The 25811-nt window shown below is 64.3% G+C and carries 25 protein-coding genes; 8 read left to right on the forward strand and 17 right to left on the reverse strand.

Annotated features, from left to right (window positions below; all coding sequences use genetic code 11):
- Positions 1-34: 34 nt before the first annotated feature.
- The 3 genes from QQK95_RS16080 to QQK95_RS16090 all read right to left on the reverse strand — a co-directional run bounded on the left by QQK95_RS16080 (position 35) and on the right by QQK95_RS16090 (position 3590).
- Complete coding sequence (locus tag QQK95_RS16080; RefSeq protein ID WP_284274330.1) at positions 35-2473, reverse strand: GcvT family protein; 2439 nt, start codon at positions 2471-2473, stop codon at positions 35-37.
- Positions 2474-2603: 130 nt separating this feature from the next.
- A complete protein-coding gene (locus QQK95_RS16085; protein ID WP_095792876.1) occupies positions 2604-2897 on the reverse strand; it encodes an HlyU family transcriptional regulator in 294 nt (97 codons plus the stop codon).
- A 51-nt stretch (positions 2898-2948) separates the two neighbouring features.
- On the reverse strand, positions 2949-3590 hold the full coding sequence (locus tag QQK95_RS16090) for a TetR/AcrR family transcriptional regulator (RefSeq protein WP_284274336.1): 642 nt from the start codon (positions 3588-3590) through the stop codon (positions 2949-2951).
- A gap of 135 nt (positions 3591-3725) precedes the next feature.
- Here QQK95_RS16090 and QQK95_RS16095 point away from each other — a divergent pair, with 135 nt between their 5' ends.
- Positions 3726-3866: a hypothetical protein gene (locus tag QQK95_RS16095; RefSeq protein WP_284274338.1), complete on the forward strand. Its 141-nt coding sequence runs from the start codon at positions 3726-3728 to the stop codon at positions 3864-3866.
- Positions 3867-3936: 70 nt separating this feature from the next.
- Here the strand turns inward: QQK95_RS16095 and QQK95_RS16100 are convergent, their stop codons facing one another.
- From QQK95_RS16100 to QQK95_RS16140, 9 genes are all read right to left on the reverse strand, one after another.
- Positions 3937-4623 carry a PadR family transcriptional regulator gene (locus QQK95_RS16100; protein ID WP_284274340.1) on the reverse strand — a complete coding sequence of 229 codons (687 nt, stop codon included), beginning with the start codon at positions 4621-4623 and terminating at the stop codon, positions 3937-3939.
- Positions 4624-4969: 346 nt separating this feature from the next.
- A complete protein-coding gene (locus QQK95_RS16105; protein ID WP_284274342.1) occupies positions 4970-5584 on the reverse strand; it encodes a GyrI-like domain-containing protein in 615 nt (204 codons plus the stop codon).
- A gap of 102 nt (positions 5585-5686) precedes the next feature.
- Entirely contained in the window at positions 5687-6079 is a 393-nt protein-coding gene (locus tag QQK95_RS16110) for a thiol-disulfide oxidoreductase DCC family protein (protein ID WP_284274344.1), read from the reverse strand.
- Between the two features lie 13 nt (positions 6080-6092).
- A complete protein-coding gene (locus QQK95_RS16115) occupies positions 6093-7151 on the reverse strand; it encodes a DMT family transporter (RefSeq protein ID WP_284274346.1) in 1059 nt (352 codons plus the stop codon).
- 25 nt (positions 7152-7176) lie between these two features.
- Positions 7177-7446 (reverse strand): putative hemolysin, encoded by a 270-nt coding sequence (locus QQK95_RS16120; protein ID WP_038654549.1) that lies wholly within the window; start codon positions 7444-7446, stop codon positions 7177-7179.
- A 108-nt stretch (positions 7447-7554) separates the two neighbouring features.
- Positions 7555-7848 carry a GYD domain-containing protein gene (locus QQK95_RS16125; RefSeq protein WP_183462185.1) on the reverse strand — a complete coding sequence of 98 codons (294 nt, stop codon included), beginning with the start codon at positions 7846-7848 and terminating at the stop codon, positions 7555-7557.
- Between the two features lie 182 nt (positions 7849-8030).
- Positions 8031-10055, reverse strand: coding sequence for an RNA polymerase sigma factor RpoD (rpoD, locus tag QQK95_RS16130; RefSeq protein ID WP_019860483.1), 2025 nt, complete (start codon positions 10053-10055; stop codon positions 8031-8033).
- A gap of 366 nt (positions 10056-10421) precedes the next feature.
- Positions 10422-12356, reverse strand: a complete 1935-nt coding sequence (gene dnaG / locus QQK95_RS16135; protein ID WP_284274348.1) for a DNA primase — start codon at positions 12354-12356, stop codon at positions 10422-10424.
- A 142-nt stretch (positions 12357-12498) separates the two neighbouring features.
- Positions 12499-12867 (reverse strand): RcnB family protein, encoded by a 369-nt coding sequence (locus tag QQK95_RS16140; RefSeq protein WP_284274349.1) that lies wholly within the window; start codon positions 12865-12867, stop codon positions 12499-12501.
- Between the two features lie 377 nt (positions 12868-13244).
- Here QQK95_RS16140 and QQK95_RS16145 point away from each other — a divergent pair, with 377 nt between their 5' ends.
- The 3 genes from QQK95_RS16145 to QQK95_RS16155 all read left to right on the forward strand — a co-directional run bounded on the left by QQK95_RS16145 (position 13245) and on the right by QQK95_RS16155 (position 16583).
- On the forward strand, positions 13245-14909 hold the full coding sequence (locus tag QQK95_RS16145) for a Na/Pi cotransporter family protein (RefSeq protein ID WP_284274351.1): 1665 nt from the start codon (positions 13245-13247) through the stop codon (positions 14907-14909).
- 131 nt (positions 14910-15040) lie between these two features.
- Entirely contained in the window at positions 15041-15250 is a 210-nt protein-coding gene (locus QQK95_RS16150; protein ID WP_019860487.1) for a DUF2061 domain-containing protein, read from the forward strand.
- Between the two features lie 148 nt (positions 15251-15398).
- Positions 15399-16583, forward strand: a complete 1185-nt coding sequence (locus tag QQK95_RS16155; protein ID WP_284274353.1) for an MFS transporter — start codon at positions 15399-15401, stop codon at positions 16581-16583.
- 14 nt (positions 16584-16597) lie between these two features.
- Here the strand turns inward: QQK95_RS16155 and QQK95_RS16160 are convergent, their stop codons facing one another.
- Entirely contained in the window at positions 16598-18847 is a 2250-nt protein-coding gene (locus tag QQK95_RS16160; RefSeq protein WP_284274355.1) for a heavy metal translocating P-type ATPase, read from the reverse strand.
- A gap of 111 nt (positions 18848-18958) precedes the next feature.
- Between QQK95_RS16160 and QQK95_RS16165 the strand changes: the two genes are divergently transcribed.
- Both QQK95_RS16165 and QQK95_RS16170 read left to right on the forward strand, forming a co-directional pair.
- Positions 18959-19375, forward strand: coding sequence for a MerR family transcriptional regulator (locus QQK95_RS16165; protein WP_143973511.1), 417 nt, complete (start codon positions 18959-18961; stop codon positions 19373-19375).
- A 66-nt stretch (positions 19376-19441) separates the two neighbouring features.
- Positions 19442-20470: a DmpA family aminopeptidase gene (locus QQK95_RS16170; protein WP_284274359.1), complete on the forward strand. Its 1029-nt coding sequence runs from the start codon at positions 19442-19444 to the stop codon at positions 20468-20470.
- An 18-nt stretch (positions 20471-20488) separates the two neighbouring features.
- On the opposite strand, the gene QQK95_RS16175 is transcribed toward QQK95_RS16170, so the two are convergent.
- Together QQK95_RS16175 and QQK95_RS16180 are read right to left on the reverse strand one after the other, a co-directional pair.
- Positions 20489-21046, reverse strand: coding sequence for a GNAT family N-acetyltransferase (locus QQK95_RS16175; RefSeq protein ID WP_284274362.1), 558 nt, complete (start codon positions 21044-21046; stop codon positions 20489-20491).
- A gap of 31 nt (positions 21047-21077) precedes the next feature.
- Positions 21078-21788, reverse strand: coding sequence for a DNA helicase (locus QQK95_RS16180; RefSeq protein ID WP_284274364.1), 711 nt, complete (start codon positions 21786-21788; stop codon positions 21078-21080).
- A gap of 377 nt (positions 21789-22165) precedes the next feature.
- On the opposite strand from QQK95_RS16180, the gene QQK95_RS16185 reads away from it, so the two are divergent.
- On the forward strand, positions 22166-23164 hold the full coding sequence (locus QQK95_RS16185; RefSeq protein WP_284274366.1) for a hypothetical protein: 999 nt from the start codon (positions 22166-22168) through the stop codon (positions 23162-23164).
- A 40-nt stretch (positions 23165-23204) separates the two neighbouring features.
- On the opposite strand, the gene QQK95_RS16190 is transcribed toward QQK95_RS16185, so the two are convergent.
- Complete coding sequence (locus QQK95_RS16190; RefSeq protein WP_284274368.1) at positions 23205-23996, reverse strand: alpha/beta fold hydrolase; 792 nt, start codon at positions 23994-23996, stop codon at positions 23205-23207.
- A 100-nt stretch (positions 23997-24096) separates the two neighbouring features.
- Here QQK95_RS16190 and QQK95_RS16195 point away from each other — a divergent pair, with 100 nt between their 5' ends.
- Positions 24097-25020 carry a LysR family transcriptional regulator gene (locus tag QQK95_RS16195; RefSeq protein WP_284274369.1) on the forward strand — a complete coding sequence of 308 codons (924 nt, stop codon included), beginning with the start codon at positions 24097-24099 and terminating at the stop codon, positions 25018-25020.
- Between the two features lie 82 nt (positions 25021-25102).
- Here the strand turns inward: QQK95_RS16195 and QQK95_RS16200 are convergent, their stop codons facing one another.
- Complete coding sequence (locus QQK95_RS16200) at positions 25103-25810, reverse strand: GIN domain-containing protein (protein ID WP_284274371.1); 708 nt, start codon at positions 25808-25810, stop codon at positions 25103-25105.
- Position 25811: the final 1 nt, after the last annotated feature.

The following is a 25811-nucleotide window of genomic DNA, read 5'->3' on the forward strand; positions in this document are numbered from 1 at the left end:
CGCCAGAGACCTTGTACTGGATGTCTATCGCGCGCTACATCCGCGCCCTGGCCGAGGTGGGATCGTAGGGCGAATCCGCGATGACCTCGGCGGTCTTCCATTCCCCCAGTATGGCGACGTCGAGCTTCGTGCCGGGCGTGCCGAGACGTTCGGGCAACAGCGCCAGCGCCACATCATGCCCGAGCGTGTAGCCATAGCCGCCGGACGTGATGCGCCCGACAAGCTCGCCGCCGATATACAGCCCTTCGCTGGCAAGCGTGCTGGCGCCGTCGGTCTCTATTCTGAGCGTCACCGAACGGCGCTGGTCGTTCCTCGCCTTGTATTTCAGGACCGCGTCACGGCCGACGAAATCGCCCTTGTCGAGGCGGATGAAGCGTTCGAGCCCGCTCTCCAGCGCGTTGAGTTCGGGATTCATGTCGCGGTACATGGCGCGGTAGGATTTCTCCAGCCGCAGCGATTCCAGCGCATGCAGGCCGACGAGGCGCATTCCGTGCTTGGCGCCCTCTCCCAGGATCGCGTCGAGCAATTGCCGCTGGTAGGCCATGGGATGATAGAGTTCCCAGCCGAGCTCGCCCTCGTAGTTGACGCGCAGCAGCCGCACGTCGCTGGCAAGCGCCACGCTGCCGGTCTTCACGCCGAACCAGGGAAAGGCCGCGTTCGAGAGGTCGATCTCGGTCAGCGGTTGCAGCACGTCTCGCGCCTTCGGCCCGACAACCGTGAAGCAGCCGCGCTCGTTGGTGACATTCCTCAGGCTGACGCTGCCGTCGGCGGGAAGCAGTTTTGCGAGATCGTCGAAATTCCAGCGCTCGGCGCGCGGCGTCGAAATCAGGTAGAAACTGTCGTCGCCAAAACGCGCCACCATGTATTCCGCCTGTACGCCGCCGGCAGCGGTAAGGTGATGCGCCAGCACCGCCCGGCCGGCCGCCGGCAAGCGGTTGGCGAGGATCCTGTCCAGCCAGGCGGCCGCGCTTGGCCCAGACACCTCGAACTTGGTCATCGGCGTCATCTCGACCAGGCCAACGGCGCTGCGCACCGCCCGCACCTCCTCGCCGACAAACACGCCCTTTTCGGTCCAGCGCCAGCTGTACTGGTCCTTGGCCTCGACGCCCTTGGGCGCGAACCAGTTGGGCATCTCCCAGCCGTTGAGCACGCCCCACACCGCACCCAGTTCGGTCAGCCGCGCATAGGACGGCGCGGTCTTCTGCGGCCGGGCGGCAGGCATGTCCTGTCCCGGATATTTCTGCTCCGCATGCGTGCCCCAGGCCTCGCGGACTTTCTCGCGCGTCCAGGCCTTGTTGGCATAGTCGCCGAAGCGGCGCGGGTCGAGATCGGAAGTGTCGAGGCTGTTACCGCCCTCGACGATCCGCTCCGACAGATAATAGCCGATCGTGCCGCCCCACAATATGCCGCCCGGCACACCCTCGGCCAGCCACACATTGGGCAGGCCCCAGGCCGGCCCCATCAGCGGAAGCTCGTCCGCGGTCATCTGGAAAGGGCCGCGGACATTGGCCTTGATCCCGGCGCGCCCCAGCGACGGCACGAGCTGCGTCGCCTGTTCCCAGTTCCACGACACCGCCTCGAAATCCTCTTCGACGAGATCGGCGCCGAACCAGGCGGGAACGCCATCCTCGGCGAACAGTTTTAAGTGTTCGGTGCGCTCATAAGGCCCGAACATGAAGCCGTCGCCTTCCTCGCGCAGATAGCCCTCGAAACCCTCGTCTCGCAGGATCGGCATTTCCGCGCGTCCCTGCTTCTTGCGCTCCACGATCTCCGGCACGGGCTCGGTGATCCAGTACTGATGCAGGATCGGGATGGCGGGGATGTCGAGGCCGAGCAGCGCGCCGGTCTGGCGCGCATAATTGCCTGTCGCGCAGACCACATGCTCGCAGATGATGTCGCCCTTGTTCGTCTGGACCCGCCATTCGCCGCCGACGGTCCGCTGGAATCCGGTGACCTCGGTGTTCAGGTGGATCCTGGCGCCCAGATCCCGCGCGCCCTTGGCCATGGCATGGGTCACGTCGGCCGGCGCGATATGGCCGTCATCGGGATGATAGAGCGCACCCAGCATATGCTTGTTGTCGAGAAGCGGGCAGAGCGCCCTCGCCTCCGCCGGCGACAGCAAGTGCGCCCGCATGCCCTGAACGCCAGCCACGCTCATATAGCTCTTGTATTCGTCGAGCCGGTCCCTGGAATTGGCGATCCGCAGCTGGCCGCATTTGTGCCAGCCGACCGGCTGCCCGGTCTCGGCCTCGAGCCCTTCATAGATCTCGATGGTCTTGTTGATCATCCGGCCGATATTGATGTTGCGGGCATAGGACGGGACGAGGCCGGCCGCATGCCAGGTCGAGCCGGCCGTCAGCTGCATGCGTTCGAGCAGGGCGACGTCGGTCCAGCCTCGCTTGGCCAAGCCGTAAAGGATACCCGCGCCGACGCACCCGCCGCCAACAACCACCACCCGCGCATATGTCTGCATCGACCCACCAAATCCCAGTCATTTCCAATGTGTAGCGTCGAAGCTACAGGCGGTGGAAGTCGGTGTAACGTCTTCAAAAACTAGGGGTGATGATAAGCTGGATTTATGCAGGCGGTATGTGGCCGAAGCCCTACCCGAAAATCCGCTCGCCCTGTTCGTCGACCAGCTGGATGCCCTTCTTGATCGAGATGTCGACGGCGTCGTCGAGGCCGGCGAAGCGGTCGGCACGGATGAATTTGTGTTCCTTCACCACGCCGTCGATCTCCTTGGAGACGATGCCGCATGTCTGGTACTGGCCATCGTTCTTGTAAGGCGTGGCGCTGATCAGGAAACCCTTGTGCTCGACCTGCTTGGCGGGTGCGGCACTCTTGGGTTCGGCCGCTTCACCGCCGCCGCCACCGAAAAGACGTTTCAGAAAAGACATCGCTCAAATCTCCTTTTTCGCCCTGCAATCGCGGCCTGCCCTGTTCGCGATTCACGACGCTGTTGTCCCAGCATGCGCGAATGTGCCGCCGCGTTCCAGCCCCCTGATGAAGACGGCGACCAGCAGCTCGATCTGCTGGTCGATCTCGTCGACCTGCCGGCGAACGGACCTGCCGGCGTAGCCGCTGGTGACGATGCCATGCACGCTTGACCACAATGTGCGCGCGGCGATCCGGCGCGTATCGTCGTCGAGGTCGAAATCGCCGCCGGCGAGCACGCCGGCAATGATCTCGAACAGCTGGTCGAGCCGCGCCTCATAGGCATCCGGCTCGACCAGCGTCGGACGCCGCCTGTTGAAAGCGAGCAGCGCCGGCCAGCTGCCGGGATGCGCCTCGACGAAGCGCACATAGGCGCCGGCCAGCGCCAGGAGGCGCTGGCGCACATCGGTGATGCCGCGCTGGGAAAGATCCGCCATCGCCGCCGCCCCTGCCGCCCCCAGCCGGTCGAGCAGCCGCATGTTGACGGCACGATGCACGCCGTCGAGGTCGGAAAACAGATTGTAGACCGAGCCGACCGAGATGCCCGCCTGCTCGGCGATGGTCCTGGCCTTCAAATTGTCCATGCCGCCCTCGTTGAGCAGCACCTCGGCAATGGCCAGCACGCGCTCGCCCGTCTCTTCCTTGTCCAGTGCCATGTCAGTCCTTGTACATGCCCTTGCCTTTCGCGGCGCGCTGCTTCGAACCGCGAATTCCCCCCTGTTTATCACATCCGGGATTTTGTGAACAGTGTTCAAAAATGCAGTCGACCTGCCGACCAAGGGTTATTGGCCATGGGTATCCTGCTCTTGACCGGCAGCCCGGCGAACCTGGTCAAGTACCGCGCCGACGAGCGCCAGTCGGCCGAGATGACCGCCAGGATCGAAAAGGCCCGCAACGAAAAGCTGATCAGCGAGCATGGCGGCAAGGAATGATCCGCATTTCCGCTGACGCAAAAAAGCCCGGGTCGCCCCGGGCTTTTTTCATGCGTTTATCGCGCTTGGCTCAGCGATGCGTCAGCGCTTCCAGCGCTTCCGCCGCTGCTTCGAGAATGGCGATCGCCTCGGCCTGCTTGTCGGCCGGGGCATCGACGATCTCGCCGAGCGCCGCGCGCAGGCGGTGGCGAATGGCGCGGAATTCGTCACGCGTTTCCGAACGCTCGCCACGCCCGCCCCGGCCGCCGCGGCGGTCCTCGCCGTCATCGTTCCAGCCGAACCAGTCGCGTGCCTTGGCCATCTTGCGGCCGAAGCGCTCGAGGTGGTCGAGCACGCCGTCGATCATCTCGCGATTGTCGGCAAGATGCGCTTGCCCGGCCTCGGTGATGGAAAACACCTTCTTGTTGCCTTCGCTCGACGAGACGGCATAACCGGCCTCTTCGAGGAAGGTCAGCGTCGGGTAGACCACGCCCGGGCTCGGGCTGTAGATGCCGCTGGTGCGCTCTTCCAGCGCCTTGATGATGTCGTAGCCGTGGCGCGGCGCCTCGGCCAGCAGCGACAGCGTGATCAGCTTGAGATCGCCGTCGGCCAGCATGCGGCCGGCGCGGAACATGTCGCCCGGGCCACCGCGTCCGCCACCGCGACCGCCATGGCCGAACGGGCCAAAACCACCACCCCGTCCGCCGAATTTGCCGGCCATGTGCATGAACATGCGCTCACCGAAATGACCGCGCCCGAAATGACTATCCTTGTGCATTGATTGCTCCTTGAGTTCTATCTTACGATATATCTTAAGTAGGCACGCGCTTCCATGGAGTCAAGATATATCTTACGATGTATCTGAATGCCGCGCCAGAGGCTTGCTTTCGCCGGGACGCGCGGCTGGAGCAATTCCAGCAAAGGTGTGAGCGGTTTTCCCGGGAAAAGCGCGTAGCGCTTTCCCTTGGGAATTGCGTCAAAACAAGGAGTTAGAGTGTTCGCCGTTTCCATGAAACGACGAAAGGCTCCAGAAGGAGCTTCGCGGGTCGATGACCGCTGCGCAAGCGTCTGACGTCAGGCTCGAAGATAATTTCAGGCCCCTTCGACCTGCGTTGGCGCCAGGCCTATCGTTTCTTGACCGGCTGGCGGATCACCGTTTTCAGTTTTTCTGGTGCCGCCTTGCGAGGGTCACCCAGGTAGATCTCGTGGTGTTTCCCGCTTTCGACGAGACCGTTGGCGGGCAGGAATTCCTCATGCAGGCGCAGGATCGTAGGTCCTTCAGCGCTATAGGGTCCGATATGCATGATTTGCACCGCCAGCCCTTCGTGAAAGAACTGCAATCTGAGGCTTTCGGGCGGCTGGCCGAGCTTCGCGCGCGCCTTTTCGAGGGCCGCCTCGAACATCTCGGCCGTGATCCAGTCTGGCTGCATGATCATCATGGTCCACGACCAGAGATCCTTCTTGCCTGTCAGGAAACTCGACATGTCCTCGGCCCACCAGAGGCCTTCCAACGGAGCCACGCCATAATCCTTGCCGAACTCCTTTTTCGACATGAACTTCAGGGGATAGCTTACCGAGTAGAGCCATTCGATCGCACGCCGGTATTCTTCGGAGGTATTTGGGTCACCCTTGCCGTCGATCATGGCAAACTGCAGCTTGGGAACATCGACCAGGGAAAACACACCAGCAGGAGGCTGCCAGAACGCCTTCATGATTTTTTTGAAGTCGATCTTCTCCATCCCATACCCTCATCAAAAAATGATGGTTCCATGATCGGTGCCATCCAGCAGAGCAGCATTGATTGAAGTCAATGCTAAGAGAGGCAACCGGCACGGCTAGGATTACCAGCGGCCCTTGCGCCGGTTCCAGGCGTAGAGCAGGTCGGCGAACCGGTCATAGGCAAGGCGCGTCAGCGGCAAGGCAACCGGATTGCCGAAAAGCGCGGCCAGCCAGCCCTCGCCTTGTGTCGCCCGCCATATGGCGATCGCGACATCGGCACCGACCAGCAGCCGGCCGGCCGCGTCGGTGGCGTGCAGCCGGCGGCGGATATCCTCCAGCGACGCGCCAAAATGGCCAAGTGCCGACGGCTCCAGATTGATGTCGCGAAACTCGATCCGCCCGGCCTTGACCGCTTCGACCAGCCGCCGCTTCTGCCAGTTGATGCCCGCATCGCAGACAGGACAACGCGTGTTGTACCAGACGGTCAGTTCAGGCTTGGGTGTTTGCTTGAGCATGATCCTGGCATGCTCAGCCGTGGCTATGCCGGTGATGCAGGTCCGGATAATGCGGATGCCGGTGGCGCATCGGCGCGTGCCGGTGCCAGTGCGAATGCGGTTCGCTCACCGGCCCGTCATGATCGTGCTGGTGGTGCTCGTCATGCACATGGCTGTGCTCATGTTCCAGCGCTTCATGGTCGTGCTCGTGCTCATGGCGCTCCGACAAATGCAGCCACAGGCCGACGCCCATCAGGAGCCCAGCAATCACCAGTTTGAGGGTGACGGCATCGCCCAGCATGGCGATGGCCAGCAGCGCGCCGATGAACGGAGCCAGCGAATAATAGGCGCCTGTCCGCGCCGTCCCGAGATGGCGCAGCGCCAGGATGAACATCACCAGGCTGACGCCGATGCCGAGGAAGCCGACCGCGGCCGTGGCCGCGACAACCGACATCGCGGGAAAAGACGCTCCGGCGGCAAGCGCCAACCCGACATTGGCCACACCCGCCACCAGCCCTTTCAGCATGGCGATCACCACGGGGTCGGTGGCCGAAATCCTGCGCGTGAAATTGTTGTCCAGCCCCCAGGCCACGCAAGCTCCCGCCACCAGCAGAGCGCCCGGGTTGAAAGCAACGCCGCCGCCATCCCACGACAACAGCACCGCGCCCGCCAGGATGGCGAAGGCGCCGAAAAGCAGGCGCCGGTCGACATTCTCGCGATAGACGAGCCAGGCGATCGCCATCGTCGCCAGCCCTTCCAGGTTGAGCAGCAGGGCTGAACTGGACGCCGTGTTGAGGCTGAGACCGAACATCAGCAGCACCGGCGCTAGGATGCCACCCATGCCGATTGCCAGCGCCAACCAGGGGATATCCCGGGCGGCCAGTTGCGCTTCACCGGCCGCCGCCTGCTTGCCGCGAAGCAAGCGATAGAGAGCAAGGCCGACACCGGCGCCGAGATAGAGCAGGCCGGCCAGCATGAAGGGATTCACGGCATTGAGCAGCAGCTTGGAAAGCGGTGGCGTCGCGCCGAACAGAGCAGCCGAGCCGAGGGCGAGCGGCACGCCGGGCCAAAGATGCGAATGTGTTTCGGACATCATCTCACCCTATAGAGCGTGCGCATCACTTGCCGTGCATGGCCGCCTTTGGCCCGACGCATTTGTTGTCGCGAAACAGCGCCCACTCTTCACAGAGGCGCCCTTTGGGAAGCCGGCAGAAGCCGTATTCGTTGCCGGCTCTGTCTTTCCTGATCACCAGGTGCCCGCCGATCTCGCCGCAATGGACGGACGCCGGATTGGCCATGCCGACCGGTTTTTGCGCGGCGGCACCGGCGGCAACCGGCATCGACGACATCAAGGCAAGGCCGGCGGCCAAAATCGAGGCTTTTTTCATCGCAATCTCCCCTGGCCGCAGTCTATCACGCCGACGCGTCCTGTCCTGCGGCAAAGCGCCGTCAGGCCGGCACTTGGCCGCTGCCTTCATGAGGCCCTGTCGCTTGCTTCATCCAAGCGAGGAGATGATCTCGCGGTAGGCGAATTCCGGGAAAGCTTTCAGCGTCCGTGACTTGAGGTTTCCGTTCGCGGCCAGCATCAGCGCGAAACGCGCAAGCACCGCATCATCGGGCGCTTCGACCACCGCCACCATGTCGTATTCGCCCATGGTCAGGTAGAACGCCTTGAATGATCCGCCCATGTCGCCCAGCTGCTTCCTGGCGGCGTCGAGGCGCTTGGGCGAATCGCGCACGTTCTTCGCGCCCTGCTCGGTCCAGTTCATCAGCATGATGTAGGTCGTCATGGTACGCCTCCCTCCGGGGCCACGGAGCACGGCCTCTTCGCCGGGGCGGGCATCCGGGTTGTCGCCCAGAAAATGCATCCGACCTGGAAATTATCCTCCTGAAGGGGGCGAGCCGCAAGAGCGCGTGCCGCAAACGAAAAAGGGCGCCGGTGGCGCCCTTCTATTCTTGCTGTCGGTATGTCTCAGCTGTCGAGGAAGCTGCGCAGCTTGCGCGACCGGCTCGGGTGCTTGAGCTTGCGCAGCGCCTTGGCTTCGATCTGGCGGATACGCTCGCGGGTGACCGAGAACTGCTGGCCGACTTCCTCCAGCGTGTGGTCGGTGTTCATGCCGATGCCGAAGCGCATGCGCAGCACGCGCTCCTCGCGCGGCGTCAGCGAGGCCAGAACGCGCGTCGTCGTCTCGCGCAGATTGGCCTGGATCGCGGCGTCGATCGGCAGGATCGCCATCTTGTCCTCGATGAAATCGCCCAGATGCGAATCCTCCTCGTCGCCGACCGGCGTTTCGAGCGAGATCGGCTCCTTGGCGATCTTCAACACCTTGCGCACTTTTTCCAGCGGCATGGCTAGCTTTTCGGCCAGTTCCTCCGGCGTCGGCTCGCGGCCGATCTCGTGCAGCATCTGGCGCGAGGTGCGCACGATCTTGTTGATCGTCTCGATCATGTGCACCGGAATGCGGATGGTGCGCGCCTGGTCGGCGATCGAACGCGTGATCGCCTGCCGGATCCACCATGTCGCGTAGGTCGAGAACTTGTAGCCGCGGCGGTATTCGAACTTATCAACCGCCTTCATCAGGCCGATATTGCCTTCCTGGATGAGGTCGAGGAACTGCAGGCCGCGATTGGTGTATTTCTTGGCGATCGAGATGACGAGGCGCAGATTGGCCTCGACCATTTCCTTCTTGGCGATCGCGGCTTCGCGCTCGCCCTTCTGCACCTGGTTGACGATCTTGCGGAATTCCAGGATCGAGATCGCCGTTTCGGTGGCCAGGTGCTGGATCTCGGCGCGCAGGTCCTTGATCGCATCCTTCTCGTTCTTGGTGAATTCCTTCCAGCCGCGCGAGGTCAGGTTGCCGATCGCGCGCGTCCAGTTGGGGTCAAGCTCGGAACCCTGATATTCCTTCAGGAACTCCTCGCGGCGCACGCCATAGCTTTCGGCGAGGCGCAAAAGCTTGCCCTCGTTCTGCACCAGGCGCTTGTTGATGTCGTAGAGCTGCTCGACCAGCGCCTCGATGCGCGCCGTGTTGAGCGACAGCGACTTCACAGCCTTGATCAGCTGGTCCTTCAGCTCCTTCAGCCGGCGGTCCTGGCTGGGCGATAGCGTGCCGGCCGCGGCCAGACGGTTCTCGACCTGCTGGTCCTGCAGCTTGCGCAGCTTCTTGTAGGTGTCGGCGATGACGTCGAGCGTCTCCATGACCTGCGGACGCAGTTCCGCTTCCATGGCCGCCAGCGAGAGGCTCGCCTCGTCCTCGTCTTCCTCGTCGTCGTCCCCGATGCCGCGCGTATCGGCGCCGACATTGGTGATGTCGTCTTCATCGTCGCGCCCGCGCCGCGGCTTTTCCTCGGCCTTGGGCGCTTCCTCGATGCGCTCGACCACCGGCGCCTGCTTGGCTTCCGGGCCGGCATAGGTGGCTTCGAGATCGATGATCTCGCGCAGCAGGATCTTGGATTCGTTGAGCTCGTCGCGCCAGATGATGATGGCCTGGAAGGTCAGCGGGCTTTCGCACAGGCCCGCGATCATCGTCTCGCGGCCGGCCTCGATGCGCTTGGCAATGGCGATTTCGCCCTCGCGCGACAAAAGCTCCACCGAGCCCATCTCGCGCAGATACATGCGCACCGGATCGTCGGTGCGGTCGGTCGGCTCTTTCTTGGTGGTGGTGGCGGCAACCGCCGTGCCGGTCTGTTCGGCCAGCTCGTTGGCATCTTCCTCGGCGTCCGCCGCGGTGTCGCCGGCCTCGGCCTCTTCGCCCTGCTCGTCATCCTCGACGACGTTGATGCCCATGTCGGACAGCATCGCCATCGTGTCCTCGATCTGCTCGGAGGTCACTTCCTCGGAAGGCAGCACCGAATTCAACTCGTCCATCGTGACATAGCCGCGCTTCTTGGCGGCCTTGATCATCTTCTTGACAGCATCATCGGAAAGGTCGAGCAGAGGGCCATCGGTGGCGCCTTCGCGTTCGGTCTCGACCTCTTCCTTTTCCTTAGTCGCCATAATTTTTATCTTCTCCTAGCGGCCGGGCATCGGGGCCGCGTAAGCTGTCGGACCAGTCAAATCGGATAGGCTCGTTTCGAAACGCGCTTCACCGGGCCACTAACTTCATTGATCGTTAAGTCCAGATTAACCCTGATATCTGTGGCAGGCGGCCTGCCTGTCCAGTGACCAGTACCTCACATCGCTCATTTCCCGTCGGCGCGGGTGCGGGTTAACGTTTCGAATCGTCCTGATTCCGCCATTCTGTCTGAAGGTCAAGCGCCTCTGGCATGATTCGCATGAAAAAAGCGAATCAATTACCCGACTTAGCGCGCCTTGCTCCACTGGGAAGCCTGGCCACGCTCTCATTCCTGCACTCAGCTGCACTTAGGCTCGCCCAGCCCTGCCCGACGAAACGCCAAATCCTTCGATCAGCGCTTCCGTCGCCTGTACATCCTGAAATTGCGCCTGAATTTCGATCAGATGGCGGAAGTTTTCGTCCGAGGGATCTGCTTCGAGCGCCGCTTCCGCCTGTTTCAGTTCCTTATGTAAGGTGCGCGCGCTGCGCTGCAAGTGCAGGGCCTGGTTCAGAGCGTCGCGGGCGTCGTCGAGTGCCGCCGTCTCCAGCGCCGGCCATTGCCGCGCCCGCCGGATCAGGCCGACGGCGCGCTCCCAGATCTCGGCGCAGCCGGCACGCTCGATCGTCGCCACCACGGCATGGCGATCATTGGCCATGTCGTGCGCCATCGCATCGAGGATGGCGGCATGCAGCCGCTGGAGCTCGGAATTGGCGAGGTCGAGAAATTCGACGTGGGCGAAATTCTCGTCGATCAGCGCCGGATGGTTGACCAAGGCCACGATGATCGTCGCCTCGCGCACCGACATGCCCTCGCTGCCGCGCTTGACCAGCGCCGACTGGCCAAGGCTTTCGGTGATTGCCATGCGGCCGCCACCCGGCTTGGCGAATTGTCCGCCGGGCGCCGAAGTCTTGCCCTGTCCCGGTTTCCAGTCCTGACGGCCTTGCCGCGCATCGCGCTGGGCGCTGAAGAAGTTCAGCACCCGCTCGCGCATCCACTGCTGGTAGTGGTAGCGCTGGCTCTCGTCGCGGATGCGGCTGGTGAGTTCGCGCAGCCGCTTCTCCAGTTCCGCCCGGCGCTCCGGCGTGTCGAAGACGCCGCCTGACGTCTCGCGCATCCACAACAGGTCGGCCAGCGGACGCGCTTCGGCAAGCACGGCGCGGAAAGCCTCCGGTCCCTCGGCCTTGACGAGATCGTCGGGATCCTTGCCTTCCGGCAGCAGCGCGAAGCGCGCCGAGCGGCCGGCCTGCACCGAAGGCAACGCCAAGTCGGCGGCCCGCCACGCCGCCTTCAGACCAGCCTTGTCGCCGTCGAAGCACAGCATCGGCTCCGGCGCCATGCGCCACAACAGCTCCAGCTGGTTTTCGGTGAGCGCGGTGCCGAGCGGCGCCACGACATTCTCGAAACCGGCCTGCGCCAGCGCGATCACGTCCATATAGCCTTCGACGGCAATGACCGTGCCGTCCTTGGCGAGCGCCTTGCGCGCACGCGCGAAATTGTAGAGCACATTGCCCTTGTGGAAGAGCTCGGTGTCGGGCGAGTTCATGTATTTGGCCAGCGCGTCGGGCGCCAGCGCACGGCCACCGAAAGCGATGATCTTGCCGCGCGAATCCGGGATCGGGAACATGATGCGGTCGCGGAACCAGTCATAGGAGACCGGAATGTCGTCGCCATGACGCACCAGTCCGCAAGCCTCGATATCCGCCTTCGGCACGCCTTTTGCCGCGAGATGCTCTTTCAGTGCGTTGCGGCTATCGGGCGCGAAGCCAAGCCGGAATGACTGCTGCGTGGCCGGCGTCAACCCACGATCACGCAGATAGGCGCGGGCTTTCGCTCCTTCCGGACCCTGCAGCCGTTCCTGGAAAAAGGCGGTCGCCATTTCCATGACGTCGGTAAGGCTGGCGCGTTCCTTCTCGCGGCGCTCCTCCTGGGCGTCGCGGACCGGCATCGGTACGCCGGCCATGTCGGCGATCTTCTCGACCGCTTCAGGGAAACTCATTCCGTCGAGTTCGGTCAGGAATTTGAAATGATCGCCCGAGACCGAGCAGCCGAAACAATGGTAGCGGCCCTTCTTGTCCTCGCAGTGGAAGGACGGGCTCTTCTCGCCATGGAACGGGCAGCAGGCCCAAAAGTCGCCGCGCGACGCGTTGGTCTTCCTGCGGTCCCAGGCCACGCGCTGGCCGATAACCGATGAAATCGGCACGCGGTCGCGGATCTCGTCGAGAAAGGCGGGCGGAAAGCGCATTGAGGGAACTCGTTTCCCCACCATATAATCATGCCAGCGAATTCCGACGACCCCCAATACGGGCCATACCCGGTTTCCACAGGGCAAAAAGAAAGGCAGCCGTTGCGGGCCGCCTTCCTTCCCAGTCCCGCTATGCGGGAACCTATTGCGCGGCAAGCGCGCCGAAGATGACGCCCGAGAGGATGCCGACCAGCACATAGTCGTTGCCGACACGGATCCATTCCTGGCCGCGGCCGGGACGATGCAGGCCGTAGCGGCCATAGTCGCGGATCGGCTGGTGCTGCCGCCAGCCGGAATATTTCTGGCCATTGCGCCAGTGGTTCCGCTTCACGACGACTTTTTTCTTGAAGACGCGCTTCCTCACATCATTGTGGTGGCCGGGCTTCTGCCAGTCGACCTTGGCGTAGTTCGACTGCGGCGCGGCCGGCGCGCTCATCGGCGCGGCCTGGCCGGTGAGTGAGGTGGCGGCCAGGATCGAGACGGCAAGGACAGAAAGAACAATGCGCTTCATCAGAAATCTCCTTTGTTGTCGATGCCCGAGGAATAGTGGCCAGCGGATGAACTGAAACTGAACATCGGCATTACAATTACGTAATGAAATCTTCCGCTTAATGCCGATATTTGAACATTCTCGCAAAGACGGGGGGCTAGACCACCGGCAAAGTGGCCGTTCTCCTGAGCGGCCACTGCAACCATTTGCGCACCCATCCATTTCCCGACACGGCATGTCGCGCCGCGACGGCCTCTTGAAATCGCCAAATTTTTATTATTCGGCTAAAATATTCCGGCTATTATTCACAGTGCCATGGCCATGATTCGAACCCTTGCTTTTCCGCCTGTTCGCCGCGCCGCCCGCACCGCGTGCCCTGTCCGCATGCCGGCGCCGAAATGAGCGGTTCCGTCGTCCTCCTGCACCTAGCCGGCGCCGTCGCGCTGATGCTGTTTGCCACCCGCATGGTGAAGACCGGCGTCGAACGCGCCTATGGCGACGTGCTGCGCCACAGGCTGCGCGCCACCATGCGCAATCCGATCATGGCGGTGCTGGCCGGCACCGGCCTTGCCATCGCCCTGCAGAGCTCGACCGCCGTGACACTTTTGGTCGGCTCCTTCGCCGGTTCCGGCATCGTCTCGGGCGCGGCCGGCCAATTGGCGGTGCGCGGCGCCGAGATCGGCTCGGCGCTGGTGGTCAAGCTGCTGACCTTCGACCTTACGCTGCTGGTGCCGCTCTGCCTGATCACCGGCACGGTGATGTTCATGGCCACCGAGCGGCGCGACTGGCGCCAGACCGGCCGCATCCTGGTCGGTATCGGCCTCTTGATCCTGTCGCTGGAAATGATCGGCCAGGCGTCGGAGCCGCTGCGCAACAGCCAGCTCATGCCGGTCATCATCAATTACTTCTCCAGCGATTCCATCACCGCCTATCTCTTGGCGGCGCTGATCACCTGGCTGTTCCAGTCGAGCATCGCCGCGGTGCTTTTGATGGCGACGCTGGCCGGCCGCGGCCTGATCAGCCCGGAACTCGGCGTCGTCCTCATCCTCGGCGTCAATCTCGGCTCCTCGATCATCGCGCCAATGCTGACCCGGTCGGCCGGGCCAGCCGTGCGCGTCGTGCCGATCGGCAATCTGCTGATGCGCGGGCTCGGCTCGCTGGTCATGCTGGTCCTGTTCATGATCGTCCGGCCCCATGTCGGCTTCCTCGGCGCGACGGCGGCCGACCAGATCGTGAACGCCCATATCCTGTTCAACGTCATCATCCTGCTCGCAGGCCTGCCGCTGGCCGGCTTCGTCTACCGCGCCTCGGAGAAGATCGTCGAACTCGGTACCAGGGCAGCACCGGCCGCCTCGCTCGACGTCATCGAATTGTCCGCGCTCAACGAAAGCGCGCTCGACGTGCCGAGCCAGGCTCTGGCCAACGCGACGCGCGAAGTGGTGCGGGTCTGCGAGACGGTCGAGATCATGCTGAAGCGCATCATCGAGCTCTATGAGAGCGCCGACGCCGACAAGATCAAGGCGCTGGCCGCGCTCGACGATCGTGTCGACCGCAAGCATGCTGCGATCAAGCTCTATCTCGCCAAGGTCACCAAGAACCCGCTGACCGAGGACGAGGCGCTGCGCTGCCAGGAACTGATCGGCGCCTGCGTCAAGCTCGAGCAGGTCGGCGACATCATCGTGCGCAACATGCTGGTGCATGTGAAGAAGAAAGTCGATCGCGGGCTGGAATTCACCGACGAGGGCTGGAGCGAATTGTGCGCCTTCCACGGCTCGGTGCTGGCCAACGCCAGGCTTGCCTTCAACGTGCTGGTCTCGCGCGACCCCGAAACGGCCCGCCAGCTGGTGCTGGAGAAGGACCAGTTGCGCGACCGCGAGAAGGAAACCAGCGCCAGCCATTTCCTGCGGCTGCGCGAAGGCACCGCCAAAAGCGTCGAGACCAGCTCGATCCATCTCGACACCATCCGCGACCTGAAGCAGATCAATTCGCTGCTGGCCTCGATGGCCTATCCGGTGCTGGAAGAGCGCGGCCTTCTCACAGGATCCCGACTGAAGGCAAGCTAGCGAGAACGGATTTGCCGCGGCGGCGTCAAGTTGGGAACAAGCTTGCGTCATTCCGGCTTGAACGGAAAAATTAGTCTTTGCTCACCCTGCCGCCCGTCGGCTAAGCATCTGATGCCCCCGGGAGGAAATCGATGGATACCCATTCGCGCAGTTTCGCCAAGGCGCTTTCCTGGCGAATAACCGGCACCATCGACACGATGATCATCTCACTTGTGGTGACTGGCAGCATCAAGCTGGCCGCCGCCATCGGCGTGACGGAGGTCTTCACCAAATCGCTGCTCTATTATTTTCATGAGCGTGCATGGCTGAAGATCCCTTACGGGCGCAGGACCCCTGTTTAGCGGCTTGCCCGCTGCCGGCATGCCCTTTTCGAGATTGCGCGCCAGCGGCAAGGGGAGCGGTCAAGAAAAGCTAAAGTCGCGACAAAAATTTCTGGATTGCCCGCGCCGCCCATCCGTGGTTTGACGCCATTCCAGCCAAGGCTTTCCCATGTCGCTTCCGCTCATTGCCCTGTTCATTGCCGCTTTTGCTTTCGGCACCACCGAATTCGTCATTGCCGGCGTGCTGCCGCAAGTGGCTGAGGGGCTCGGCGTTTCGGTTCCATCCGCCGGCTATCTGGTCTCCGGCTACGCCTGCGGCATCGCCATTGGCGGCCCGCTGCTGGCGCTCGCCACCAAATCGCTGCCGCGCAAGACCTTGCTGCTCGGCCTCGCCATCGCTTTCACCATCGGCCAGGCGGCCTGTGCGCTGGCGCCAGACTTCACCTCGATGCTGCTGCTGCGCATCGCCGTGGCCGTCGCGCACGGTGCCTATTTCGGCGTCGCCATGGTGGTCGCGGTCGGCCTCGTTCCCGAGGACAAACGCGGCATGGCAGTCGCGGTCATCCTGTCCGGCCTCACCGTATCCAACGTCATCGGCGTGCCGGCCGGCACCGCCATCGGCAACATCTGGGGGTGGCGCGCGACCTTCTGGGTGATGTGCGCGCTCGGCGTGGCGGCAACTTGCGCCATGGCGGCGCTGTTGCCGCGCACCGCCGGATATCAGGCCAAGCCCGCCGGCCTGGCGCGTGAGGTCCGCGTGCTGGCGCGCCAGCAGGTCTGGACCTCGCTGATCCTGATGCTCATGCTGATGCTCGGCCAGTTCTGCCTGTTCACCTACATCACGCCGACCTTGCTTGAGGTCACCGGGCTCGACGAAGACCTGGTGCCCTGGGTGCTGTTGCTCAATGGCGTCGGCGCGACGCTTGGCGTCTTCCTCGGCGGCAAGCTGTCCGACTGGAAGCTGATGCCGTCGCTGATCACCATGCTCGCTTTGCAGGCGGTGACGCTGGCGGTCATCTACGCCGTCAGCCCCTATCCCCTGCCGATGATCGTGGCGATCGTCATCTGGGGTGGCCTCAACTTCGCCATCGGCACGCCGATCCAGACCCGCATCCTGGCCTGGACGGCCGACGCGTCCAATCTTGCCTCCTCGCTGATCCCGTCCGGCTTCAATGTCGGCATCGCGCTGGCAGCGTCGCTCGGCGCCGCCATGCTCAATGCCGGCTACGGCTACCGCAGCCTGCCGGTGGTCGGCGCTTTCGCCATGCTGGTCGCCGTGGTGGTGGCTGTCGTCTCCCAGCTCTGGGAAGCCCGCAGCAACGCCACGCCGCCACTGACGGCCCCGGCCGAATAGCCCGCGACAAGCCCTCACCCGCGCCAGCGCAACAGGCGCATGGCGTTGGCGGTGACCAGCACGGTGGCGCCGGTGTCGGCCAGGATCGCTGGCCACAGGCCGGTGATGCCGGCAATGGTGGTGACCAGGGACACTGCCTTCAGCCCCAGCGCCACGGTGATGTTCTGGCCGATATTGGCCATCACCGCCCGCGACAGCCGCACCATGCGGGCAACGTCCCGGACACGGCCATGCAGGATCGCCGCGTCGGCCGTCTCCAGCGCCACATCGGTGCCGCCGCCCATGGCGATGCCGATATCGGCGGCGGCGAGCGCCGGCGCGTCGTTGATGCCATCACCGACCTTGGCCACCTTGAACCCTTCGCGCTGCAATTCGCCGACGATGCGCTGCTTGTCCTGCGGCAACAATTCCGCCCGCGCCTCGATGCCGAGCGAACCGGCGATGGCTTGCGCCGTGCGGCGATTGTCGCCGGTCAGCATCACCGCGCGGATGCCCTCTACCTTGAGTGCCGCGACGCCGGCTGCCGCATCCGGCCGTGGCTCGTCACGCATGGCGATCAGCCCGGCCACCACGCCATCCGCCACCAGCACCGACACGGTCTTGCCCTCACCGTTGAGACCGTCGACGGCAAGACGCTGCGCTTGCGTCATCGCAGCGCGTTCGCCCGCCGCCTGGCCGGAGCCGAGGAACACAGCCACGCCGCCGACATTGCCTTCGACGCCCATGCCAGAAATCGCCTTGGCCGCCAGCGCCGGCGGGACCGGCGCCTTGTCCGCCCTCGCCCTATCCAGGATCGCCGCCGCCAGCGGATGGCTGGAGCCTTGTTCGAGTGCCGCCGCCAGCGCCAGCACGCTGCGCTCATCGCGGCCATAGGCGACGATGTCGGTAACGACAGGCTTGCCCGCGGTCAGCGTGCCGGTCTTGTCGAAGGCAACCGCGGTGATCCGGCGAAAGCCTTCCAGCACCGCACCGCCCTTCATCAACAGGCCGCGCCGCGCGCCGGTCGCGAGCCCCGCCGCGATCGCGGCGGGCGTCGAAATCACCAGCGCGCAGGGGCAGCCAATCAAGAGGATCGCCAGGCCCTTGTAGATCCATTCGTTCCAGTCGCCGCCGGCGATCAGCGGCGGCAGCACGGCCACCAGCGCGCCGACGGCCAGAACACCGGGCGTATAGTATCTTGAAAAGCGGTCGATGAAGCGCTCGGTCGGCGCCTTGGCCTCCTGCGCCTCCTCGACCAGGCGCACGACGCGGGCGATGGTGTTGTCGGAAGCGGCAGCCGTCACCCGCACTTTCAGCACGCCATCGCTGTTGATCGTGCCGGCGAAGACGATGTCCGCGACACCCTTGCGCTTCGGCGTACTCTCGCCGGTCACCGGCGCCTCGTCGATGTCACTCGAACCCTCTGTTATCTCGCCATCGGCCGGAATGCGGTCGCCGGGCCGCACCACGATGACGTCGCCGACGGCAACCAGGTCCGCGGGAACTTCAACCGTGCCGCCTCCACGCTCGACCAGCGCCGTCTTCGGCACCAGGTCGGCCAGGCCCTGGATGCTGGCCCGCGCCCGGCTGGCGGCCACACCTTCCAGCAGCTCGCCGATCAGGAACAGCACCACCACGGCGGCCGCTTCTTCCGTTGCATTGATCATCACCGCGCCAACAGCGGCGATGGTCATCAGCATCTCGATCGAGAACGGCGTGCCGGCCAGCGCCGCCATCAGCGCACGCCGCGCGATCGGTACGAGACCGACCAGCAACGCAGCCAGGAAAACCCAGCGCTCGGCCGAAGGAAGCAGATGGCCGATGCCATAGGCGGCGAGAAGCGCCGCCGCGCAGGCCAGCGTCAGCGCCGAGCGGCGGCTGCGCCACCACGCCTGCCCCGGCTCAGCGTGGCTGTGAAGGTGGGATGAGCCAGCGGCCTCGTCGGTGATTTGTTGGCCGCCGCCGTGGCCGTGGCCTTCGTGGCCGTGACCTTCATGGTCATGGCCTTCGTGATCATGATCGGCATGGTCATGCGCCCTGGCCGACGGCCCATCGGCCCTGCCCTCCGCCTTGACGATGCCGTAACCCAGCCGCGCCACCTGCCGCAGCACCTTGTCGTCATTGAGCAGGCCGCCATGGCTGACCGTCATGCTGGCGCCGGTCACCGAAACCGAGACGTCGGCGACACCGTCGAGGCGGCGCACCGCCGTGTCGATCTTGGCCGCGCAGGAAGCGCAGTCCATGCCGCCGATCCTGAACCGTGTCTGCCTTAGAGGAGAAGTCATCCATCACCCGTCTGCTTTCTCACCCGCGCGACGCGCCGCCTCACGGGTCTTGAACCCTGATGCCAGGCACTGTAATTGCTCTAGTCGCTATAGCTTCAAGAGGCAAAATGCATGTTTTCGATCGGTGATCTCTCCCGTCGCACCGGGGTCAAGGTGCCGACCATCCGCTATTACGAGCAGATGGGCCTGGTCGCGGCGCCCGAGCGCTCGGAAGGCAACCAGCGCCGCTATAGCAGGCAGGAGCTGGAACGGCTGGCCTTCATCCGCCACGCCCGCGACCTTGGCTTTGCCGTCGAGGACATCCGCGCCCTGATCGATCTCAGCGGCCACCCGGAGCAGCCCTGCGGCCATGCCGACAAGATCGCGCAGGAGCAACTGATTTCGGTGCGCGAAAAGATCGCCCAGCTGAAGCGGCTGGAAACCGAACTGGAACGCATCGCCTCCTGCTGCGACGGCAAGACGGTCGGCGACTGCTATGTCATCCGCGCGCTGTCAGACCATGCGCTGTGTGCGGACGAGCACGTCTGATACGGAAATCCGGTCCGACGTGGACCTCGGCTCGGGCGCGGGCCGCTCGTGAGACCAGGAGCAGACATGGCAAGCACCGTCAGCGATTTCGGCTTGAGCTGCGGCATCTTGCCGGCGGGCGCACACAATGCGATCACCGATGTGCCCGGTGTACGCGTCGGCCACTGCACGCTGCGCAACGGCGACACGAACACCGGGGTGACCGCGATCCTGCCGCATGGCGGAAATCTGTTTCGCAAGAAGGTGACGGCGGCAAGCCATGTCATCAACGGCTTCGGCAAGACCACCGGCCTGGCGCAGGTGCAGGAACTCGGCACCATCGAAACGCCTGTTCTCCTGACCAACACGCTCTCGGTCGGCACCTGCGCCACGGCGCTGATCCGCGACGCCATACGCCAGAACCCGGATATCGGCCGCACCACCGGAACCGTCAATCCGCTGGTCGGCGAATGCAATGACGGTCCGCTGAACGACATCCAGGCCCTGGCGATATCAGAGGAACACGCCCTCGCCGCGCTGGCGGACGCGCATGAAGGCGAAGTCGAACAAGGCAATGTCGGCGCCGGAACGGGAATGACTTGCTTCGGCTTCAAAGGCGGCATCGGCTCGGCGTCCAGAAGAATCGCGCTCGCCGGCGGCCATCACCTCGGCGTTCTCGTTCTGTCGAATTTCGGCAGGCCCGGAGACCTCGTTCTGCCCGATGGGCGCCGGCCGGACCCCGGACAACCGGCCGGGGTCGAGCGCGGCTCGGTGATGATCGTGCTGGCAACCGATGTGCCGATCGAACACCGCCAGCTAGAAAGGGTGGCGCGCCGCGCCGGGGCCGGCATCGCCCGGCTCGGTTCCTTCTGGGGCCATGGCAGTGGCGACATCGCCATCGCCTTCAGCACCGGCAATCTGGTCGACCACGATGAAAGCCGCGACCTGGTGCCCCCGCTCGCGCTCAACGAAGCGCGCATCGACATGCTTTTCCGCGCGGCGGCGGAAGCGACGCACGAGGCGGTGTTGAACTCCATGCTGTCCGCCGAGGCCTTCACCGGCAGGGCCGGCAAGCATCGCGCATCGCTGGCCGACTGGCTGCGCGATCAGCGCTGATGTCGCCCAGAAGGCGATCTACAGCTCGATCCGGAACCGCAAACTCTCCACCCCGCCATAGGCGGCATCCTCGAAGAAGCGCTCGACCAGCCTGCCGCCATTGGCCAGGATCACCTTGTGCGAGGCCGGATTGCCAGGCTTGGCGGTGATCTCGACATAGGGCAGGCCGACCGCCCTCGCCTCGTCAAGCATCAGCCGCAAGGCCTGCGTGGCGTAGCCGCGCCGCCGCTTCCATGGCACCACCGCATAGCCGATATGGCCAAGCACATGTGAGGGCAGTTGCGCCGTGCCCTTTTGCCAGCGCAAGCCGATCGAGCCCGATGCCTCGCCATCCCAGATCCAGCGGCGGAAACCCGGCAGGCGCGCCACTTGCCTGCCGTCCGGCAAGGTGATCGGGCCACCCCTGGCCTCGGGATCTTCGAGGCTGGCCAGGAAGGCCACCGGATCCTGCTCGATCGCCGCCAACTGCTCGCGCGTCGCCTCCTGGAGCCGCACATTGTCCGGCGACCAGCCGCGCTCGAGCGCCGCCTTGTAGGACGGCAGATGTTCAAGCGCGGGTTTGACGATCTCGACCATGATCCATGCATAGCCATGGCCGAGAAAACGCTCAAGCCGCCTGGAAGCGGATCTCGCCCTTGTTCAGGAAGCAGGTCTTGTCGAACAGCGACAGATCGAGCGGGTTGGGCAACCTGATGTCGCCGATATCGGGTACCGGCTTTGTCGCGGGATCGTAGGAGCGGTCGATCTGCGAGATGAAGACCAGGATGACGCCGCTGTCGCGCGCGAAAGCCTTCAGCGTGCGCACCTGCTCCATCAGGCCGGGGTTCTCACGTCTCTGATCGAGCAGTTGCAGATAGTCGATGACCACCAGCGTGCCGCGTGGCGCCGATCGCAAGATCCTGACGATGTAGTCGGCGCTGATGGCATCGGACGTGTCGAATTCGAACAGGCTGTCGAACCGGGCCGGCTCCACGCCGATGGCGCGAAAACGCTCCAGCACATCGCGTTGCGTATATTCCAGCGTGAAGAACACGCTGCGATGGCCACATTTCATGGCTTCGACCGCGAGTTCGAGGCTCATCAGCGTCTTGCCGTGGCCGGGTCGCGCGCCGACCAGGACCAGATCGCCAGGTCTGAGTTGCGCGAACAGTCTACCGGCGGGCGCTGTCTCGGACAGCTTGGCCGCAAGCAGGCTCCAGCTGGCAAAACCTTGCTGCGCGGCAATACGATCAAGCGCCTGGTGGAGCGGAATTCCTGCCTGGCGCGACAACAGCCTGGCCTGGCGCTTCAGATGGTAGATGGGCGCGGATAGTTTCATGGCTAAACCTCCTGGTGCGAGCCGTCTTCGCAACCCCTCCTTATGCCTTGCGCTCGAACAGTCGGTTCAGTGATGAGAGTGCCCCGCATGAACTGATGCTTTCCCATTGGAGGGAGGAGGCGCGGGCCACGCCAGAATCACATCATAGCTTAACCCTTGCGGATCGAAAATCGCGCATGTCGCTGGAGACATCGGCCGCAAGCCTTGGACCAGCATCCCGGTCTATGGGCGGTGCGCGCGCCGGCCCCGGTTTTTCGTTCGGACTTGCGGGCGCGCTAAACAAGATGTGTTTCGCCGATTGCCGCGAGACATTTTATGATGGATTGCGGATATGACACCGCAGGGATTCGCATGGCTTCGGCAGGAGAATTGAACCGATGCGGTTGAGATTTTTCCCTCTGGGTATAGTCGTCACCCTCAGCCTTCTTGTCATCGTCATTGCCCTGACCGCGACGGTCCGGTCCATTGCCGCGCCCTCGGCCACCCCGGCCTGGCTGCAGGCGCATGTCGGCGACAGCGACGGCCAGATCTCAACCGTGGTGCTGGAGCGGGCACGCGCGCTCTACCTGAAAAAGGTGGCGCAAGGCGCGGTCAGGAACCCCTGCTATTTCGCCATGGACGCGACGCGTCCCGGCGACATGGGCAACGGCGTGCTCGGGCGCCGGTACTACGTCATCTGCGAGGCCAGCCAGTCGTTTCACGCCATCTCGTCGGGTCATGGCGGCGGCCGGAATCTGAAAGGCACGGCCGATTTTTCGAACGGCAGGCGGTGCTCCAAGAACTTCGGCAATGCCATGGATTCCGAACTGACCGCCGGCGGCGCCTATATGACCAGCGAGGCGAAAACATCCTTCAAGGGTTTTTATCGCACCGGCGCGAAACAGGACGTGGCTTTCCAGCGCACCTTCATCCAGTTCGACGGCGAAGGCGAAGCCGCCAATGCCAGGCAGCGCGTGATCGGCGGCCATGCGGCGCAGGTGCTGCGCGGCATGTGCATGCGCAAAAGCCCCAACAGCTCATACGCCGACCATGACGGCCTGGTGCCGTTCGGCAAGCTGGTGGACTATGCCGGCGGCCGCAGCAATGGCTGCACCAGCTGGTCGCCGACGGATGCGCAGCAGATCATCGCGATGGTGAAGGACAATCCGACGACGCTCTACATCTATCCGGAATCGCGCGACATCGCCGCCGTCGCGCAGGCGGCGAAAAGCCATTCGCCATCGGGCGAAGCACCCTATTGGAACGCATCCTGCCTGAAGGAAATCGGCGCGCCGAAATTCTGGCCGCGAAAAACCCTCGAACCGATCATCGCCCAATACAGGCAGGACCACCCGGCACCGCCACCGCAGCCGGTGCCGATGTGCAAGGGGCCGTGAGGTCCGCTCTGCAGCAGACCCCACGGGAGCAGACTTTCGGTCAGCGCAGAAAACCGAGCACGGCCTCCATGAACTCCGCCGGATACTCCACGTTCGACAGGTGGACCGCCGGCAGCACGACCAGCTTCGCGCCGGGCACGGCCGCCGCGATCAGTTCGCTGTGGCTGGCTTCCGTCACCGTGTCATGCTCGCCGGCGATCACCAGCGTCGGCCGGTTGATCAGCGCGACGGTGCGGCGAAGATCGGCATCGCGAACGGCGGCGAACAGGCCGGCCAGGCCTTGCCGGTCGATAGCGAGCAGCATGGTTCGGAACGCCTCGATGACCGGTTCGTTGGCCGCCACCATCCGCGCGGGGAACCAGTTGTTGAGGAACATTTCGGCGGTTTCCGCCATGTCAGGCGCCTGCCGGACAACGGCAATCCGCTCGTCGAAATAGCTTGCCGGCCCGAGATGAGACGAGGTGTTGCTCAGGATCAGCCGGTCGATGCGCTCGGGCGCATGGATGCCGAGCCACTGCCCGACGAAGCCGCCGAGCGACAGGCCGAGGAAATGCACCCGCCCAAGCCCGAGCGCATCGAGCAGCTCGATCACGTCGCGGCCAAGCCGGTCGAGCGAATAGGCACCGACCGGAGCGCTTGACCCGCCATGGCCGCGAAAGTCGTAGCGCAGAACACGGAAATGCCTGGACAGCTCGCCGACCTGCCCGTCCCACATATGCAGCGTGGTGCCGATGGAGTTCGACAGCACCAGCACCGGCTTTGCGGCATCGCCATCGAAACGATAGGCGATGCGCGTGCCGTCGCCGACAGTCACGAAATTCAGCTCACTCATCATGAAGAATCCTTCTGGAACGTTGAATGAACGGAACGTAGTCGCGACGAGCTTTTGTTGATATTACAAAGATAGGACAAACTCTGTAGTCAAAGCTGACATGGCCGAATTCACCTTGCACGATTTGCAATGCTTCGATGCGGTGATCCGCACCGGCGGCTTTCAGCCGGCGGCGGCCTTGCTGCATCGCTCGCACCCGGCGGTGTTCGCCGCTGTCGCCAAGCTCGAACGGCAGCTCGACCTCGTTCTGCTGGATCGCAGCGGCTATCGCGTGCGCCCGACCGAGGCGGGACTGTCGTTCCACCGCCGGGCGCAATCGCTGCTGCGCGAACTGGAAGGCCTGCGCGTCCATGCCGCCCAGCTCTCGATGGGCGAGGAAAGCGAGATCCATGTCGTGATCGGCGACCTCTGCCCGAGGCCGCAGGTGCTGGGCATGCTCGGACGGTTCTTCGCCCAATGCCCGGGCACGCGCCTGCATCTGCATTTCGAAGCCGTCGGCGGCCCTTGGGAGCGGCTCTTCGATGACGAGGCCGACCTGATCCTGCATTGGGTGGACAAGGGCGACGCGCGGGTGGAATGGATCGATCTGTGCAAGGTGCCGTTCATTCCCGTGGCAGCGCCAGGCTTTTTGCCCGAGCGCCTCATGCAGCCGATCACGCTGGACCAGATGCGGGCGCTCGCCCAATGCGTCATGCGCGACACCGCCCGCCATTCGCCTCGGCAGGACTACTTCATGGTCGAAGGCGCGCCGCAATGTCTGGTGCCCGACCAGGGCATGAAGAAGGAGATCATCCTGCAGGGCCTTGGCTGGGGCCACCTGCCCCGCTTCCTGATCGAGGAAGAACTCCGCGACGGACGCCTGCTGTCCATCGCCGGCCGCCACATGCCTGGCCGCACCGACGAACTGGTGGTGGCGCGCCGCCGCGACCGGCCGCACGGGCCGATCGCGAACCGGTTATGGGATCACATCCAGCAGGAGGCACCGGCCTTGCGCCGCGCGCTGGAGCCTCGGAAAATCTCCTGAGAGACGCCGAGCGCTACCTGGCCGGGCTGGCAAGCCCTAAAGCCTGTCACGATCCAGCACTTCGAGGATTGCAGGCCGCCAGCTACGGCACCTGCGTGATGCTGCCGCTGCCTCTGACCTGCGACCGTCGCATGGTCGGGTGCCCATAGAGATCGACGTCACCGCTGCCGGAAATCGAGACATCCGCATCCGCCCGTGCGGTAACTTCCGCGTCGCCGCTGCCGCGGATCTCGATCTGTGCGGATTGGGCGATCAGGTCCTTGAGCCGCCCCGAGCCAGAACCAGAGATCTCCAGACCGACCGTTTGGGTGGTTCCGGTGGCGACCACGCTGCCGCTGCCGCGAATGTTCAGCCGCAGCTCGGGCTGGTTGACCTGCGACAGGGCAAGCTCGCCGCTGCCGACCAGTCGCCAGTCCGAAATCGCCGGCCCCGACACGGTGACCTCGAGCCGGGGCGAAAACCAGCCCGTCTCACAATCCAGGCTGAGCTGGCTGCCCTCCATGCGCACATGATCGACGAGCGTGGAATCGCCGCTGACGACAGCTTCGGCCTTGTCGCCCGGCTGGTAACGGACCGAAGCCGGCAAAGCGATGGTGAAGCTGCCATTGGCGCTGAACGGCAGCGTAACTTCCTTCCTGACGGACGTGATCGCGCCGCAGGTGGATTGGCCGGCGATCCACGAGCCTCCCGCGTTGACCCAATCCGGCCCTGCAAGCCCGATGCCCACGGCCAAGAACAGGGCAGCGCCAGCCAGCCCGGCTGTCGCGACGAGTGCCAGTTTTCCAGTCATG

Source organism: Mesorhizobium huakuii (assembly GCF_030160235.1).
GTDB lineage: Bacteria > Pseudomonadota > Alphaproteobacteria > Rhizobiales > Rhizobiaceae > Mesorhizobium > Mesorhizobium huakuii.

Bases quoted from the DNA above. Each gene is read 5' to 3' on its own strand.
- QQK95_RS16125 (WP_183462185.1), bottom strand. From the start codon at position 7,848: ATGACGACCTACATCATGCTGATGAACTGGACCGAGCAGGGCGCGAAG.
- QQK95_RS16150 (WP_019860487.1), top strand. From the start codon at position 15,041: ATGGATACCCATTCGCGCAGTTTCGCCAAGGCGCTTTCCTGGCGAATA.
- QQK95_RS16160 (WP_284274355.1), bottom strand. From the start codon at position 18,847: ATGACTTCTCCTCTAAGGCAGACACGGTTCAGGATCGGCGGCATGGAC.
- QQK95_RS16145 (WP_284274351.1), top strand. From the start codon at position 13,245: ATGAGCGGTTCCGTCGTCCTCCTGCACCTAGCCGGCGCCGTCGCGCTG.
- QQK95_RS16140 (WP_284274349.1), bottom strand. From the start codon at position 12,867: ATGAAGCGCATTGTTCTTTCTGTCCTTGCCGTCTCGATCCTGGCCGCC.
- QQK95_RS16100 (WP_284274340.1), bottom strand. From the start codon at position 4,623: ATGCACAAGGATAGTCATTTCGGGCGCGGTCATTTCGGTGAGCGCATG.
- QQK95_RS16120 (WP_038654549.1), bottom strand. From the start codon at position 7,446: ATGAAAAAAGCCTCGATTTTGGCCGCCGGCCTTGCCTTGATGTCGTCG.
- QQK95_RS16115 (WP_284274346.1), bottom strand. From the start codon at position 7,151: ATGTCCGAAACACATTCGCATCTTTGGCCCGGCGTGCCGCTCGCCCTC.
- QQK95_RS16185 (WP_284274366.1), top strand. From the start codon at position 22,166: ATGCGGTTGAGATTTTTCCCTCTGGGTATAGTCGTCACCCTCAGCCTT.
- QQK95_RS16080 (WP_284274330.1), bottom strand. From the start codon at position 2,473: ATGCAGACATATGCGCGGGTGGTGGTTGTTGGCGGCGGGTGCGTCGGC.
- QQK95_RS16085 (WP_095792876.1), bottom strand. From the start codon at position 2,897: ATGTCTTTTCTGAAACGTCTTTTCGGTGGCGGCGGCGGTGAAGCGGCC.
- QQK95_RS16180 (WP_284274364.1), bottom strand. From the start codon at position 21,788: ATGAAACTATCCGCGCCCATCTACCATCTGAAGCGCCAGGCCAGGCTG.
- QQK95_RS16090 (WP_284274336.1), bottom strand. From the start codon at position 3,590: ATGGCACTGGACAAGGAAGAGACGGGCGAGCGCGTGCTGGCCATTGCC.
- dnaG (WP_284274348.1), bottom strand. From the start codon at position 12,356: ATGCGCTTTCCGCCCGCCTTTCTCGACGAGATCCGCGACCGCGTGCCG.
- QQK95_RS16105 (WP_284274342.1), bottom strand. From the start codon at position 5,584: ATGGAGAAGATCGACTTCAAAAAAATCATGAAGGCGTTCTGGCAGCCT.
- QQK95_RS16175 (WP_284274362.1), bottom strand. From the start codon at position 21,046: ATGGTCGAGATCGTCAAACCCGCGCTTGAACATCTGCCGTCCTACAAG.
- QQK95_RS16170 (WP_284274359.1), top strand. From the start codon at position 19,442: ATGGCAAGCACCGTCAGCGATTTCGGCTTGAGCTGCGGCATCTTGCCG.
- QQK95_RS16110 (WP_284274344.1), bottom strand. From the start codon at position 6,079: ATGCTCAAGCAAACACCCAAGCCTGAACTGACCGTCTGGTACAACACG.
- QQK95_RS16190 (WP_284274368.1), bottom strand. From the start codon at position 23,996: ATGAGTGAGCTGAATTTCGTGACTGTCGGCGACGGCACGCGCATCGCC.
- QQK95_RS16200 (WP_284274371.1), bottom strand. From the start codon at position 25,810: ATGACTGGAAAACTGGCACTCGTCGCGACAGCCGGGCTGGCTGGCGCT.
- rpoD (WP_019860483.1), bottom strand. From the start codon at position 10,055: ATGGCGACTAAGGAAAAGGAAGAGGTCGAGACCGAACGCGAAGGCGCC.
- QQK95_RS16155 (WP_284274353.1), top strand. From the start codon at position 15,399: ATGTCGCTTCCGCTCATTGCCCTGTTCATTGCCGCTTTTGCTTTCGGC.
- QQK95_RS16195 (WP_284274369.1), top strand. From the start codon at position 24,097: ATGGCCGAATTCACCTTGCACGATTTGCAATGCTTCGATGCGGTGATC.
- QQK95_RS16095 (WP_284274338.1), top strand. From the start codon at position 3,726: ATGGGTATCCTGCTCTTGACCGGCAGCCCGGCGAACCTGGTCAAGTAC.
- QQK95_RS16165 (WP_143973511.1), top strand. From the start codon at position 18,959: ATGTTTTCGATCGGTGATCTCTCCCGTCGCACCGGGGTCAAGGTGCCG.